The sequence below is a fragment of the Flavobacterium marginilacus genome (assembly GCF_026870155.1).
In the GTDB taxonomy this organism is placed as follows: domain Bacteria; phylum Bacteroidota; class Bacteroidia; order Flavobacteriales; family Flavobacteriaceae; genus Flavobacterium; species Flavobacterium marginilacus.
The window spans coordinates 1,316,758-1,332,173 of sequence record NZ_CP113975.1 but is presented as its reverse complement, the minus strand read 5'-3'; the positions used below and the strand labels follow the sequence as shown (position 1 = coordinate 1,332,173).

Annotated in this window: 17 protein-coding genes; 7 read left to right on the top strand and 10 right to left on the bottom strand. The window is 37.2% G+C overall.

Annotated elements, in window-relative coordinates; genetic code table 11:
• Positions 1 to 34: 34 nt before the first annotated feature.
• The 9 genes from OZP07_RS05910 to OZP07_RS05870 form a co-directional block, all read right to left on the bottom strand.
• A complete protein-coding gene (locus OZP07_RS05910) occupies positions 35 to 187 on the bottom strand; it encodes a DUF4295 domain-containing protein (RefSeq protein ID WP_100429907.1) in 153 nt (50 codons plus the stop codon).
• A 45-nt stretch (positions 188 to 232) separates the two neighbouring features.
• Positions 233 to 415, bottom strand: a complete 183-nt coding sequence (gene rpmG, locus OZP07_RS05905) for a 50S ribosomal protein L33 (RefSeq protein ID WP_007805817.1) — start codon at positions 413 to 415, stop codon at positions 233 to 235.
• A 27-nt stretch (positions 416 to 442) separates the two neighbouring features.
• A complete protein-coding gene (gene rpmB / locus OZP07_RS05900; protein WP_024980263.1) occupies positions 443 to 679 on the bottom strand; it encodes a 50S ribosomal protein L28 in 237 nt (78 codons plus the stop codon).
• A 72-nt stretch (positions 680 to 751) separates the two neighbouring features.
• A complete protein-coding gene (locus tag OZP07_RS05895) occupies positions 752 to 2,005 on the bottom strand; it encodes a competence/damage-inducible protein A (RefSeq protein ID WP_281637622.1) in 1,254 nt (417 codons plus the stop codon).
• 113 nt (positions 2,006 to 2,118) lie between these two features.
• A complete protein-coding gene (locus tag OZP07_RS05890) occupies positions 2,119 to 2,463 on the bottom strand; it encodes an Hpt domain-containing protein (protein ID WP_194643667.1) in 345 nt (114 codons plus the stop codon).
• Positions 2,463 to 3,074, bottom strand: a complete 612-nt coding sequence (locus tag OZP07_RS05885) for a fumarylacetoacetate hydrolase family protein (RefSeq protein WP_281637621.1) — start codon at positions 3,072 to 3,074, stop codon at positions 2,463 to 2,465. Before OZP07_RS05885 ends, OZP07_RS05890 begins: the two co-directional genes overlap by 1 nt.
• A 79-nt stretch (positions 3,075 to 3,153) precedes the next feature.
• Complete coding sequence (locus OZP07_RS05880) at positions 3,154 to 3,924, bottom strand: 3'-5' exonuclease (protein WP_194643670.1); 771 nt, start codon at positions 3,922 to 3,924, stop codon at positions 3,154 to 3,156.
• Positions 3,925 to 4,057: 133 nt separating this feature from the next.
• Positions 4,058 to 5,407, bottom strand: coding sequence for a dihydrolipoamide acetyltransferase family protein (locus OZP07_RS05875; protein ID WP_281637620.1), 1,350 nt, complete (start codon positions 5,405 to 5,407; stop codon positions 4,058 to 4,060).
• An 82-nt stretch (positions 5,408 to 5,489) separates the two neighbouring features.
• Positions 5,490 to 6,653, bottom strand: a complete 1,164-nt coding sequence (locus OZP07_RS05870; RefSeq protein ID WP_281637619.1) for a glycosyltransferase family 2 protein — start codon at positions 6,651 to 6,653, stop codon at positions 5,490 to 5,492.
• A 491-nt stretch (positions 6,654 to 7,144) separates the two neighbouring features.
• On the opposite strand from OZP07_RS05870, the gene OZP07_RS05865 reads away from it, so the two are divergent.
• The 7 genes from OZP07_RS05865 to OZP07_RS05835 all read left to right on the top strand — a co-directional run bounded on the left by OZP07_RS05865 (position 7,145) and on the right by OZP07_RS05835 (position 13,596).
• Positions 7,145 to 8,101, top strand: coding sequence for a T9SS C-terminal target domain-containing protein (locus tag OZP07_RS05865; RefSeq protein WP_281637618.1), 957 nt, complete (start codon positions 7,145 to 7,147; stop codon positions 8,099 to 8,101).
• A gap of 228 nt (positions 8,102 to 8,329) precedes the next feature.
• Positions 8,330 to 10,192, top strand: a complete 1,863-nt coding sequence (locus OZP07_RS05860) for an ABC-F family ATP-binding cassette domain-containing protein (protein ID WP_281637617.1) — start codon at positions 8,330 to 8,332, stop codon at positions 10,190 to 10,192.
• A gap of 190 nt (positions 10,193 to 10,382) precedes the next feature.
• Positions 10,383 to 10,613 (top strand): hypothetical protein, encoded by a 231-nt coding sequence (locus tag OZP07_RS05855; RefSeq protein WP_281637616.1) that lies wholly within the window; start codon positions 10,383 to 10,385, stop codon positions 10,611 to 10,613.
• Entirely contained in the window at positions 10,610 to 10,888 is a 279-nt protein-coding gene (locus OZP07_RS05850; protein WP_281637615.1) for a type II toxin-antitoxin system YafQ family toxin, read from the top strand. The genes OZP07_RS05855 and OZP07_RS05850 overlap by 4 nt, the downstream gene beginning before the upstream one ends.
• A 131-nt stretch (positions 10,889 to 11,019) precedes the next feature.
• Positions 11,020 to 11,577, top strand: coding sequence for a hypothetical protein (locus OZP07_RS05845; RefSeq protein ID WP_281637614.1), 558 nt, complete (start codon positions 11,020 to 11,022; stop codon positions 11,575 to 11,577).
• Between the two features lie 55 nt (positions 11,578 to 11,632).
• A complete protein-coding gene (locus OZP07_RS05840; protein ID WP_281637613.1) occupies positions 11,633 to 12,118 on the top strand; it encodes an FKBP-type peptidyl-prolyl cis-trans isomerase in 486 nt (161 codons plus the stop codon).
• A 239-nt stretch (positions 12,119 to 12,357) separates the two neighbouring features.
• Positions 12,358 to 13,596, top strand: coding sequence for a BamA/TamA family outer membrane protein (locus OZP07_RS05835; RefSeq protein ID WP_281637612.1), 1,239 nt, complete (start codon positions 12,358 to 12,360; stop codon positions 13,594 to 13,596).
• Between the two features lie 245 nt (positions 13,597 to 13,841).
• On the opposite strand, the gene OZP07_RS05830 is transcribed toward OZP07_RS05835, so the two are convergent.
• Entirely contained in the window at positions 13,842 to 15,395 is a 1,554-nt protein-coding gene (locus OZP07_RS05830; RefSeq protein ID WP_432419546.1) for an SDR family NAD(P)-dependent oxidoreductase, read from the bottom strand.
• Positions 15,396 to 15,416 lie beyond the last annotated feature (21 nt).

Below are 15,416 nucleotides of genomic sequence, written 5' to 3'. Positions count from 1 at the left end.
AGTGAAAGTAGCTTATCTATAAAATGCAATATGATTATTTCTTTTTCAAGAATTCATCAACTTCTTCAGGAGCCATAATAGATTCAACGAATGTATATGCGCCAGTTACTGGAGATTTCACCATTTTGATGGCTTTTGATAATCTCTTAGAAGATGTTTGTAACGATGCTACGGTTTTCTTTGCCATGATTCAAATGTTTTACAAAACTTTTACTCAAGTAAAAATTTCTAATTATTTAATTTCTTTATGAACAGTAACTCTTTTCAAGATTGGATTAAATTTTTTAATCTCTAATCTGTCTGGAGTATTTTTTTTGTTCTTAGTAGTTATATATCTTGAAGTTCCTGCAACACCTGTAGTTTTGTGCTCAGTACATTCTAAAATTACCTGGATTCTATTTCCTTTCTTTGCCATCTTGCTATATATTTATTTTGGAAAAGATTATTTAATAAATCCTTCTGACTGCGCTTTTTTCAAAACTGCAGCGATTCCATTTTTATTAATTGTTTTTATCGTAGATGCTGCTACTCTAAGAGTAATCCATCTATCTTCTTCTGGAAGATAAAAACGCTTTTTAACTAAGTTTACAGAAAATTTTCTCTTAGTTTTGTTCATAGCGTGAGAAACGTTATTTCCTACCATCGCTCTTTTACCTGTAAGGTCACAAACTCTTGACATTATACTTATCTTTTATCGTTATTCAAAATCAGGGTGCAAAGGAAAGAAAAATAAACCTATAAACCAAAAAAATTATTGTTCTTTTTTCGAAATTTCTTTCAATAACATTTCAAGCCCTTTTACCGATGCTCTATCTATCACTTTTTCACGTGGTTGACCAAAATCAAACTCTTCTGCAAAAACTCCATTAGCCGTAGCCACAGCAATATAGACCGTCCCGACACTTGCATCTGCCTCCCCTTTTGACGGACCGGCATTGCCTGTTGTTGCGATAGCATAATCTGTTTTTAGTAATGTTTTCACGCTCAAAGCCATAGCTCTGGCGACTTCAGCACTCACAACACTGTGTTCTTCAATCAAATTCTTCGGAATACCTAATACATTTTGCTTCACTTCCGTCGCATAAGCAACAACACTTCCTTTAAAATAATTAGAAGCTCCAGGAACAGAACTTAGCAGCCGCGCAACACCTCCGCCTGTACAGCTTTCGGCGGTGGCAACAGTTTTATTCTGCTGTGTTAGAATCTTTCCTATAACTGTTTCAAGAGTTTCATCATCTTCAAAACCTACAATAATATCTCCTATTATTTCAGTGAGAGAAATCACATTCTCTTCTATTGCTTTTTCCAACAACTCTTTATTAGTTCCTCTGGCCGAAAGACGCAGATTCACCCTTCCGTACGCAGGCAGATAAGCCAGCTTTATAAATTCGGGCAGATTATTTTCCCAGTCTTCAATCTGTTCCGCCACTGCACTTTCTCCGCGTCCGTAAGTCAGTATCGTTTTATGAAGAATATATGGACGCTTATAATCCTGAACTAATTTGGGAATAATTTCATTTTCTACCAAATATTTCATCTCAAAAGGAACTCCCGGCAATGAAACAAACACAGTATTTTCCTTTTTTATCCACATCCCTGGTGCTGTACCAACCTTATTAGCAAGAACAGTACACTTAGAAGGAACCAAAGCCTGATCTTTATTAATCTGAGTAATCGGCCGTTTATAAAATCTTTCTATCAATTGAGTTACATGTTCAAGAACCGCATCATCAACAACCAATTCATCTTCAAAATAATCACAAAATGTTTTCTTAGTTATATCATCCTTTGTAGGCCCGAGTCCTCCTGTAATAATTACAATATCAACTGTATTCTGCAGTTTTGAAAATGTATCCAGAATATGTTCACGAGAATCACTTACAGAAAGCATTTCACGAACCTCAACTCCTATTCTATCTAATGATTTGGCTATAAAACCCGAATTTGTATCAACAATCTGACCAATTAAAATTTCATCTCCAATTGTAACTATGGCTGCTTTCATATTTTAAAAACTTTTGTTTTATATTCAATAAAAAAAATCTAACTATTGTAATCTCTCATACAACTGTTAGATTTTCTATGTCTTATACTTTTATAAAAAAATTAAAGTGAAGACTAAAGGTCGAAATCTTTTTTCAGCTCTTTGATAGCGTCTTTCACCTGTGATTTAACACTTTTATATGTTTCAATTATTTCTTTCTTTTTACCTTCTGTTTTAGTCCAGGCCTCGATTTGCAAAATTTCTTCGAATGCCACATTCAAACCCAATAAATCTAAAGTAGGTTTCAGTTTGTGTGCAAAAGCATAGGTCTGCTTATAATCTTTCTTCTTGATACCATCCCCTATCTGCGCTAAATCATCCGGTACTTCAGTAACAAATAAATTTAAAATTTCATTTACAAATTCCGGGTCATTATCTGAAAGTGCGTACACTTTTGCTAAGTTGTATTTTATAGCCATTATTTTACTTGTATTCTAAATAGTTTTTGTCCTTCTAAAAATCCTTCTAGAACATCATTCGGGTTTACCGCTGCAACTCCCGCTGGCGTTCCTGTAAAAATAATATCACCGATTTTTAATGTAAAAAACTGAGAAACGTACGAAACCAGCTCATCAATACTCCACAACATCATGTCTGAATTCCCTTTTTGGACGGTAATATTATTGTTCTTCAATTCAAAAGTAACATTTTCCAGTGAAACAAATTGACTTTTAGGTAAAAATTCTCCAATAACAGCCGATCCGTCAAATGCTTTGGCTTTTTCCCAAGGCAGTCCTTTTTCTTTCAATTTAGCTTGTAAATCTCTTGCCGTAAAATCAATTCCTACACTAATTTCGTCATAATATTTATGCGCAAACTTAGGCTCAATATATTTTCCCACTTTGCTTATTTTCACAATAAGCTCAATTTCATGATGAATATCCTCCGAGAATTCCGGAATCACAAAAGGATGCTGTTTTAACAAAACAGCCGAATCCGGTTTCATAAAAATAACCGGTTCAGAAGGGCGCTCATTTTTTAATTCTTCTATATGGCTGGCGTAATTCCTGCCGATGCAGATTATTTTCATTCTTTCTTAAGTTGCTAAGATTCTAAGTCGCTAAGATCCTAAGTTTCTTAGCGACTTAGAATCTTAGCAACTTAGAAACTTATTTCGTATTTAATTTTCTTAATTTAATAGCCGTCAAAACTTTTTTGGTATACAATGGAAAATCGGCATTTTGAATCCAGCTGTAATAACCTGGCTCTGTTTCGAGAATCTTATCCACCTTAGCTCCTTTGTGTTTCCCGAAGGTAAAAATTTCTTCATTATCAGCATCAAAAGCGATCATTCCTGCGAAATCTGCTATTTTTTTTCTAGTAGTAAACTCAGACAATGATTTCATATCATTTTCCAGTTCTGGATAACGGTCCAATTGTGCTTTTAGAATTTCATAAGTCGCCATAGTATCAGCTTCGGCAGAATGTGCATTTTCCAAACCTTTACCGCAGTAAAACTTCAAAGCCGCACTCAAAGTACGTTCTTCCATTTTATGAAAAATAGTCTGTACATCTACAGAAACCCTGTTTTTCATATCAAAATCAACTCCGGCACGCAGTAATTCTTCAGCCAATAAAGGTATATCAAAACGATCCGAATTGAATCCAGCCAAATCGCTATCTTTAATCATGTTGTAAACTTGCGGAGCCAATTCCTTAAACGTAGGCTCATTTGCCACTTTTTCATTACTTATACCATGAATAGCTGTTGAAGAAGGCGGAATTGGAATCGTAGGATTCACCAGCCATGTTTTGCTTTCTTTATTTCCGTTGGGGAAAACTTTAAAAACTGATATTTCTACAATTCTGTCTTTTCCGATATCGATTCCAGTTGTTTCAAGATCGAAAAAACAAATTGGCTTATTGAGTTTTAGTTCCATTTTTTGTATTTAATTGTACAAATATAAAAATTTGGGCTTGATTTCATTTTAAAGTCAGCATTAAAACACTAATAAATAAGAAAACCCAACATTTCAAAAGACAATGTTGGGTTTATTCTCATTTTATATGAATTTAATAATCTCTGTTTATATCAAATGCTTCAAGGTATTCTGCAACGCGTTTCACAAAACTTCCTCCCAAAGCTCCATCTACAACACGATGGTCATAACTGTGCGACAAGAACATTTTTTGACGGATACCAATAAAATCACCTTCTGGAGTTTCAATAACAGCCGGCACTTTACGGATAGCCCCCAATGCTAATATACCTACTTGAGGCTGATTGATAATCGGCGTTCCAAAAACACTTCCAAAAGTCCCAACATTGGTAACTGTATAAGTTCCTCCCTGAGTATCATCCGGTTTTAACTTTCCTGTTTTGGCACGATTCCCCAGATCATTTACAGCTTTAGCCATACCCACCAAATTCAGCTGATCTGCATTTCTAATAACAGGAACAATTAGATTCCCATTTGGCAAAGCTGCAGCCATCCCTAGATTGATATCTTTCTTTTTTATAATAAAATCTCCCTGCACAGATATATTCATACCTGGATAATCTTTTATTGCTTTGGCAACCGCTTCCATAAAAATAGGTGTGAAAGTCAGTTTCTCCCCTTCTCTTTTTTCAAAAGCTTCTTTAACTTTATCTCTCCATTTTACGATATTGGTCACATCAACTTCTATAAATGACTGTACGTGAGCCGAAGTCTGCACAGAAGCTACCATATAACCAGAAATCAGCTTGCGCATTCTGTCCATTTCTATGATTTCATCGCCTCCATTTACCGAAACTGGCACAACTGGCTGTATTGGCTGAACTTGTACTGGCTCCACTGTTTCCACTGGAATACTTTTTGGAGGATCTGCTTTTACCGTCTCGATAGTTTTAACCGGTTCAGCAATACTAGCCGAAGGCTGAGCTCCTCTGCTTTTTATATAATCTAAAATATCATCCTTAGTAACACGCCCTTCTTTTCCGGAACCAGCAATACTTTCTAGCTCCGCCAACGAAACCCCTTCTTCTTTTGCAATATTTTTCACTAATGGTGAAAAGAATTTATCACTTTCAAAAAAGCTAACTGAAGCACTGACAGTTTCTTTAGTCGCTTCAACAGATTTTTCAATTTCCTGAATAACAGCATCCGAGACATCTTGAGCAGGTACTGCCGCAACACCTCCTTCGGTTTCAATAATAGCAATAGTTTCACCTACCTGAATCAAATCATCTTTCCCAAATAATCTTTCAACAAGAATTCCAGAAACCTCGGACGGAACCTCAGAATCAACTTTATCAGTAGCAATTTCCAAAACAGCTTCATCTGCTTCTATTTTGTCACCAACTTCTTTTAACCAGTTTGTAATGGTTGCTTCCGCAACGCTTTCTCCCATTTTTGGAAGCTTTAATTCAAATCTTGCCATATTATTAACCCAAAAGGTGATTTTGATTTTAATTTTGCGAAATTAATAAATATTTTAAATATAAATTTCACTAAATATAATTTTATTTAATTTTTTCAATTCCTCCCCTTCCATTAGAAGAATCACTCCCAATACAAAAATTAGTGCCTTTTGGTATGATTCTAAAGACAACTCCTTTATTAACATATCTTTCGTGAATCTCAATACACTCCTTAAAAGATACAAATTCATTATCCAAAACGATCTTCAACCCGTTTCTTATTGAATTTGATGACAAATTTACCTCTTTTTCTGCTTCCAAATCTAGAAAATCAACCTTTTTTTGAACGGCAGCAGTTATTATTTTCACTAATGTTTCAGAAGCTGACACCAATAAATAATTTTCAGCTTTAATTTTGGATTTAACCTGTCCCTGCATTCTTTTAATCAAAGAAAAAAATATAATTCCAATTTTCATAAATATTGAAAAAAGAAAAGAAACCTTAAAATGTTTTTTATAAAAAAACTCCATTGCTTCCTGGAAACGTTTCATATAAATTCCATCTTTAACTGTACTTTCTCCCTTATAATGTATTACAACTGTTTCATGGAAATAAAAATTACTTCTTCCCATTTGTAAAACTCTATAAGAAAGATCAATATCATCAGAATACATGAAACAATCTTCATCAAAGCCCCCAATTTCCTGATACAATTCTTTTTTAAGAAGCATAAAAGCCCCAACCAATATTTCTACTTCACCTGTTTCGTTTTCGGACAGATGCTGGGCATAATATTTATTAAAAAGAGGTGATTTTGGAAATATTTTATACAACCCCATGATCTTGGTAAAAGCGACCCAGGGTGTCGGAATTCCGCGTTTGCTTTCCGGCAGAAAGTTTCCTGTGCCGTCAATAAGCTTTACACCCACGACCCCGAGTTTTTTTTGTTTTTGGGCAAATGCCAGTACTTTTTCAAATGTATCTTCGGCAACAACGGTGTCTGGATTCAGAATACAAATATAATCGCCATTGGCATGAGCAGCCCCAATATTATTGCCTTTTGGAAAACCAGTATTTTGACTGTTTTGAATGAGCTTGACATTTGGAAAACGGGATTTTATCATCTCACAGCTGCCGTCTGAAGAATTATTGTCAACAACAATAATTTCGGAATCCATGTTTTTCAGAGCGCTTTCTACGCTTAGCACACAGAGTTCCAAAAAATAGCGGACATTATAATTGAGGATAATGACTGATAACTGCATTGGGCAAATATAAACTTAGGAATTTCAAAATACAAATACACAGCTACAATAGTTTCTAAAGCTTTTTGGGATTCTGATGGGTATTAAAAAACCATCAGTAACAGAATACAATCACTTTCAACAAAACACACAATTTTATAACTCCAAATTACAACAAATCTAACTTTATCGATATTGATATGGCACGCTGATTTCGCAGATTAAAATCGGGGGTGATTTCTCGCAAAGGCGCAAAGAACACAAGGAAAACTTTGCGCCTCTGCGCCTTTGCGAGAAAAATTTTAATCAACTTCCATTATGAAAATTTCACAAAACCATAATAGCTCTTTAGCCCTGATCGAAGCGAAAATCCTTATGTCCCGGGGTTCGGGACATAAGATTGCAGCGCAGAGCAGGAACCCATATTTCCCGAAAATGCCTAATCATTCGCTCCAAATCATTTTTATTTGGGAATTGTTTAATATCTTGCTTTTGAATTTCTTTTTGGACAAATGATACAAAAAATACTGTTGCTTTTCTTTTTGTTTGTGACCGGTTCCTACGCCCAAACCAAAGGGTGTACGGATCATTTTGCGAAAAATTTTGACCCAAATGCAACCGATAATGACGGAAGCTGTGTGTATGCTTCCGTAAAAGTGAAAGCGCAGTTCACCGAAAAAATAAGCGACACGATAAAGGAAACTTCGGGACTGACGGCTTTTGATAATTTGCTTTGGACGCACAATGATGACGGCGACACGGCTATTTATGGACTGAGCACAAAAGGCAAAATCGAGAAAAAAGTTGTTTTCCCGAGGGTGAAAAACAATGACTGGGAGGAAATTTCGCAGGACAGCCTGTACCTGTACATAGGCGATTTTGGCAATAATTACAGGGGAAACCGGCAGGATTTACGGATTTTGAGAATCGAAAAGAAGTCGGTTTTGGACAATGCGCCCTTGGTGGACACCATTGCTTTTTCGTATGCAGACCAAACGGATTTTACGGTTCAAAAACCCAATACGACCAATTTTGACTGTGAGGCTTTTGTGGTTATGAAAGACAGTAATTATTTGTTTACCAAACAATGGTCGGACAGAAAAACGGGTGTTTACACCTTACCAAAAACTCCAGGGACACATATTGCCCAACTCAAGGAAACGCTGGATGTACACGGATTGGTTACCGGCGCAACGGCTTTGCCTGACGGGAAAGGTGTTGTTTTATGCGGCTATTCGCCAATGCTTCAGCCGTTTGTTTACTTGCTTTATGGTTATAAAAACAATAATTTTGCCAATGGAAACAAACGGAAAATTAAAATTGAGCTTCCGTTTCACCAAATCGAGGGAATTGCCACCGAAGACGGTTCGTTATTTTACCTGACGAACGAAGCAACAGTAAAAAAACCTTTTGTAAACACGCCACAGCAAATCCATACGATTGATTTGGAGCCGTATTTGAAGAAATAAAAATCAAACACGAATTGCACGAATTTGCACGAATTCTAAATCATTATTAAAAATTACATGAATTATCCCTTTGACAACAAGTTCGTGAAATAATGCATCAGGCAGATTCGTGTAAATTAGTGAAATTCGTGTTTTTTTCCTTTGAATCCGATGTTTGCTGAATAGTTACAAATAAACAATTCGCATTTAGTTACATAATAGCTTACTTTTGCCAAAAAAATTAGCCTTGTGAATTATTTATCAGTCGAAAATATATCTAAATCTTTTGGGGAGCGCACGCTTTTCAAAGACATTTCCTTTGGGATTAACAAAGACCAAAAAATTGCCTTTATTGCCAAAAACGGTTCGGGAAAAACCACGCTTATGAACATCCTCAACGGTTTTGACGAACCTGATACTGGACAAGTGGTGCTTCGAAAAAGCATCCGAATGGCTTTTTTGTCACAGGACAATAAACTGCAGGACGAATTGACGATTGAGGAAAGTATTTTTGCTTCAGACAATGAAAGCCTAAAAGTGATTGAGGCTTACGAAAAAGCATTGGAAAATCCCGAAGACGAGGAAGCCTACCAAAAAGCCTTCGACGCAATGGATCGTCACAACGCTTGGGATTTTGAAACGCAATACAAACAAATTTTATTCAAATTGAAGTTGGAAGACTTCAAACTGAAAGTCAAAAGTCTTTCGGGAGGACAGAAAAAACGTTTGTCGCTTGCCATCATTCTGATTAACCGCCCCGACTTGTTGATTCTCGACGAGCCGACAAACCACTTGGATTTGGAAATGATTGAATGGCTGGAAAGTTATTTTGCCAAAGAAAACATTACGCTGTTTATGGTAACGCACGACCGTTTCTTTTTGGAACGTGTCTGCAATGAAATTATCGAACTGGATAACGGGCAACTATACCAATACAAAGGAAATTATTCTTATTATTTAGAGAAAAAAGAAGAGCGAATTGCCTCCGAAAATGCCAGCGTGGACAAAGCCCAAAACCTATTCGTGAAAGAATTGGAATGGATGCGCCGTCAGCCGAAAGCGCGAACCACCAAATCGAAATCGCGTCAGGATGATTTTTATGTGATTAAGGAAAAAGCGCAAAGTCGTCGTCGAGAGAATAAAGTGGAACTCGAAATCAATATGGAGCGAATGGGAAGCAAGATTATCGAGCTTCACAAACTTTCCAAAAAATTCAAGGATCGCGTTATTCTGGATAATTTCAGTTATGATTTTCAGCGTGGCGAACGCATCGGGATTATTGGTAAAAACGGAACTGGTAAATCTACTTTCCTGAATCTTTTGACTGGAACCATACCTCTTGACGGCGGAAAAGTGGTTGTGGGAGACACCATCAAAATAGGCTATTACACCCAAGCAGGTATTGACCCAAAACCCGGTCAACGCGTGATTGATGTCATCAAAGAATTTGGGGAATTTATTCCGCTGACGAAAGGAAAAATCATTTCGGCTTCACAATTGTTGGAACGTTTTCTTTTTGATGCAAAAAAACAATACGATTATGTCGAAAAATTGAGCGGTGGCGAATTGAAACGTTTGTATTTATGTACCGTTTTGATTCAGAACCCAAACTTTTTGATTCTGGATGAACCAACGAATGATTTGGACATTGTGACCTTGAACGTTTTGGAAAGTTTCCTTTTAGATTATCCTGGATGTTTGGTAGTGGTTTCGCACGACCGTTATTTTATGGACAAAATCGTGGATCAGTTATTCGTTTTCAGAGGTCAGGGAGAAATTGAAACCTTCCCGGGAAATTACTCCGATTTCAGAGCATATGAAGACAGTGCCGATGTTGCCCAAAAAGAGGAAAACAAAGCCGAAAAGAAAGACTGGAAACAGAACAATCCAACCGGAAACCTGACTTTTAACGAGCAAAAGGAATACCAAAAAATTGAGCGCGAAATCAAGGATTTGGAATTGGACAAAGCCAAAATCGAGCAATTATTTTCCGAAGGAAAAGTAGCCGATGCCGACATTGAAAAGAAAGCCAAAGAACTGGAAAACATTATCAAAAAAATTGAGAATAAAGAGGAACGATGGTTTGAATTGAGTGCAAAGATGGAGGGATAATTTTAGTGTTCAGTCCGCAATAGTGCGGAAATCTTTTCAGTACCAACAAACAAAAGCAATCAAAAATTCGGTTAGAATTTGTTTTTCAATCCAATAGCAACAAGAACCCCTAACAAAATAAGCGACTGAATTTAATTCTATTGCGTTTTTTGTATCTTTGTTATTCTTTATAATTCTAAAACAAGAAATTATGACTTTGATATTGGATAGCACATCTGCCAAAAAAATTTCTTTATTAAAGGAACTTGCTTTGCAATTGGGTGTAAAAGTCACTGAGACTCCAACAAAAACTAGAACTAGGTCAAAATCAAAAACGCCAAACGAAACAACTTTGAAATCAATGGCGAAAACAGACAAAGGTATTGGTCTAACAAAAGCCGACAGTGCAAAAGATATGATGCAACAGATTTTTTCTAAATGAGTTACAGTTTAGAATATTCCGGTCAATTTAAAAAAGATGCAAAACTTTGCAAGAAAAGAAATTGGAATTTAGAATTATTGGAAAATATAGTGAACCTTTTGATCCTAAATGGGGAACTTCCTCCAAAAAACAAACCACACATTCTGAGTGGTAATTATTCAGGATTTTGGGAATGCCATATAAAACCCGATTGGCTCTTAATTTGGAAACAAGACGATATAAACAGAATCATTTACTTGGATAGAACCGGATCACATTCTGATTTATTCAAATAAAAAAAACCACAACAGAACCTAACTCCGTTGTGGTTTTTTCTTTATGATAAAAGTCATTACCTATTTAAAGACAAAAATGTACTTTTGAAACAGTAACAATTACAGATCAAAATTACCTCACAACCTCATCCATGAAAAAAATATTACTTCTTGTTTTTATTGCCATTTCGATGCAAATACAAGCTCAATCTACAAACGGAACTGACACAACCCATAAATGGAATTTCGGAATCGAACTCGATGTTTTGCCCTACGCCACCGGAGGTTATTTTGGTGCGGGATTGATCGGTAAGGACAAATGGCGCGGAAGAGCCCTTTTTGCAGATGTCAACAAACCCAATTTTGTGACCAAAGACGGTTTTACCGATCATCACATAAAAGCGTATGCCATTATTTTGGATCGTTTTTTAAAAGACAGCTGGATTGGCTGGTGGATTGGCGGAGGACCCGTTTATTGGAAAAGTGATATTCAAAGTGACAGCAGTAACGCCACAAAAAACTTCGACAACTTTCTGCTAAACGGAAGTTTGGGTTATAATTTCACCATCTACAAAAATATCTATGTTTCGCCCTGGGCAGGTTTAAGTCTTAAAGTTGGCGGTAACGATAATTTTATTCTGGACGACAAAGAATATAATCTGCCTTTGCTAAATCCAGAAGCTTCAATAAAATTTGGAATTTTCTTTTAGCATAAATCATTTTCGGTTTTGCTATATTTGCGTCCTAAAAAATTAACACATTTCTATGAAACATTTATTAGCAGCCCTAGCGGTCTTGACTCTTGTCATTTCCTGTAAAAACAAAGAAGAAGAAGAAAAAGCAGCACCTGTAAAACAAGAAACCGTTGATGTTGCTGCCAAAAACGAAAAAGAAATCACCGATTACATTGCCAAAAATAATTTGAAGGCTGAAAAAACCGAATCTGGTTTGTATTATGTAATTAACGAGCCAGGAACAGGAACACAGCCTACTGCTGCGTCGAATGTGACTGTAGCCTACAAAGGTTCTTTTATCGATGGAACTGTTTTTGACCAAAGCGGTCCCGAAGGAATTTCTTTTGGTTTAGACCAGGTAATAAAAGGATGGACAGAAGGTATTCCTCTTTTGAAAACAGGCGGCAGCGCTATTCTTTTGATACCTTCACATTTGGGATACGGAGATAGTACAATGGGACCAATTCCTGGAGGTTCGGCTCTTATTTTTGAAGTAAAACTGATTGCCGTAAACTAATAAATCCTATAAAACTACAGCAAAAGCCACAACCGAATCTAATTCTATTGTGGCTTTTGTTATTCATGCCTTAACATAAACGCGGATATCTATTGATAATAATAAAATACTTTTATTGTAAAAGTTAAACCTAAATGTGAAATTTTGTTTAGTTTTATGTTTTGCTAAAAATTATAAATCATGCAATTAAACTATTTTCTGGATAAATTCCAGTCTTAATTATGTCTTTTATAAGTAATATGAAATCGATATTTTTTATCATTTTGTTTCTTTTTCTTTCTCAAACCGCTTTTTCACAGGAAACGAATAAAGAAGGTGATAAACTTTACCCTTTACGCACTATTATCGATTTATTCACCAAAGAAGATACTTTAAAAATTAGCAAACCCGATTCCAAAAATCACTTAATCGCATTTCCTACTTTGGGTTATCAGCCCGCAAATGGATTTACACTGGGATTTATAAGCCAATTCAGTTTTAAGCTAAAACCCGAAAATAAAATTTCATTACTCTCCGGCGGTGCATCCTACAGCACCAAAAAACAGATCCTGACGTATTTAAAAAACAATATGTACGTCAATAATGACCGGCTGTTCTTTAGCGGTGACTTTCGCTATTATGTTTTTTCCCAGGCCAATTATGGTTTAGGAACTGATATTATCCCTTGGGGAGCCGAATTTCAGGACTTTGACTACAATGCCATAAAACAGCCCATGAATTACAACTATTTTAAGTTTCATGAAACGGCGTCCTACACTGTTTTCCCTTCATTTTTCATCGGTGCAGGAATTCATTTTGACAGCTATAGCAATATTGTGGACAAAAATTTAGATGCTGCCAATCAGAAATACACTTACCACTATACCTATTCCAAAAAACACGGCTTCAGTGATAGGAATTATGCTGTCAATGGCGTAAGCATCAATTTTATATACGACACCAGAGACAACCTGATAAACACAAACAATGGCTTGTACTTGAATATGAATTACCGTTACAATCCTCAAACGGATCTCAACAAACACCAAAGCGGTACTATGTTACTCGAAAGCCGTTATTTCATCCCCATCAGCAGAACCAACAAACAGCATGTTTTAGGTTTTTGGGCATACGGCCAGTTCTTAGCACATGGCCAATTGCCTTATCTGAATCTTCCTGCCATAGGCTGGGACCAGAACAGCCGAAGCGGAAAAGGCTATATTCAGGGTCTTTTTAGAGGTACAAACCTGATGTATTTTGAAAGCGAATACCGTTTCCCGATTACCAAAAACCAAATGATAAGCGGTACCATATTTGCCAATGCCACCACCACCAGCGATGCAGACAGAAACCTAAAACTGGGAGAATACATCCAGCCTGCCGCGGGAGTTGGGTTAAGAATCCTGCTCGACAAAAACACGCTGACCAATTTTATCGTCAATTACGGATTGGGACGCGATTCACACACTTTCTATTTTAATGACGGCGAAGGGTTCTAAATCATAAATCAGCCAAGCCACTGCAGTATTTTTATTATGGCGTGTCCCAAGGGCCGGGCTGTACGTTCTCGCTTCCCGATGAAAAATCGGGAGAGCTCCACTGCCATCCCTCACGCAAAAGTGCAAACATTCGGCTTTAGTTCAGAAACAGGAATTTTCAATAAAAAAATCTGCAAAAATCTGCGTGCTATTTATTTCACTCAGATTTGGCAGATAAATCAATTTATTTTAAAAAAAGGAGCTCTCTACCAAGCAATCGGACGGTAATCTTTCAAAAATTTTCCGCACCAATGTTTTCCGGTATTAATCCCGTCAAACAAAGGATCCATAACCCGCGCAGCGCCGTCAACAATATCCAATGGCGGCTGAAAATCCTGTTCTTCTTGTTTCCGCTTAGCCAGTTCTGCCGGGTCTTCGTCTGTTACCCAGCCAGTGTCTACGGCATTCATAAAAATTCCATCCTTCACAAGAGTACCAGCAGCTGTGTGCGTGAGCATATTCAGCGCGGCTTTGGCCATATTCGTATGCGGATGGCGGTCTTCCTTGAAATCACGGTAAAACTTCCCTTCCATCGCCGAAACGTTAATGATATGTTTTTTTCCTGTATTGTCTTTCTTCATCACCTCCGAAAGACGGTTACACAATACAAAAGGCGCAACCGAATTGACCAATTGTACTTCAATCATCTCTGTGGTTTCAATTTGGCCTAATTTTAATCGCCAGCTGTTTACTTTTCGCAAATCAACCTGCTGCAAATCGGCATCAAGTTCTCCTTCTGGAAAAACTTCCTGAGCAACTAATGCATTATCAAATGAATAAGGAATCTGCGACAATTTGGCGGAAGCCCGCAGACCAATTCCTGGTTCAGGACCATGCCAGGTTACCGGCATATTCTGATTGGAAGAAGCTCCCGAAGTCAGCACTTTTAATTCATCGAGACAATTGGTATGATCCAGTAATAATTCCTGCGCATCTTGTGGCAAAGAACCAATCGGAAGTTCCTCATTTTCCATCAAATGCGTATAAAAACCAGCAGGACGTCTCACCGTCTGTGCTGCATTATTAATCAGAATATCCAGTCGCCCGTATTTCTGTTCTATAAAATTGCAGAAGATCTCCACACTCGGAATATGACGCAGATCCAATCCGTGAATTTTCAGGCGGTGTCCCCATTCCATAAAATCATCTTCTTTGGAAAACCGCAAAGCCGAATCTACGGGGAAACGGGTCGTAGCAATTACCGTTGCACCACCCCGCAGAAGCATCAGTGTGATATGATAACCAATTTTTAGGCGGGAGCCTGTAATCACTGCAATCTGCCCTTTTACATCGGCTGTCTGAAAACGTTTGGCATAGTTAAAATCACCGCAATCCGTACACATCGTGTCGTAAAAATGATGCATTTTGGTAAATTCCGTTTTGCATACATAACATTTTCTGGGTGTTTCCAGCTCTAATTGCTCTTTATTGGCAAGATCTTTCATCCCTAACAATTTGGGAGCCACAAATACACTGGCTTCGCGAGCCGAACGAATTCCGGTTTCCTTGCGGGCCGTTCTGTCCCTCTTTTCCTGTTTCCGTTTGGCAACAGCCTTTCCTTCTTTTTTCCTCCGGATTAACTCATCGCGATCCGGACGGGCAAATTGACCTGCCACTTTGATTAAAGCAGTACGCTGTTCTTTCGGGATTTCAAAAATCTGATCGGTATCAGTATTTAATTCAGTCAAAACAGCAATGCATTGGTTAATTTCTTCCAATGTTATTGCAGTTTTAGGTTCGATTGCTTCCTTCGTCATCATAAAAATTCATTGCGGTTCCCA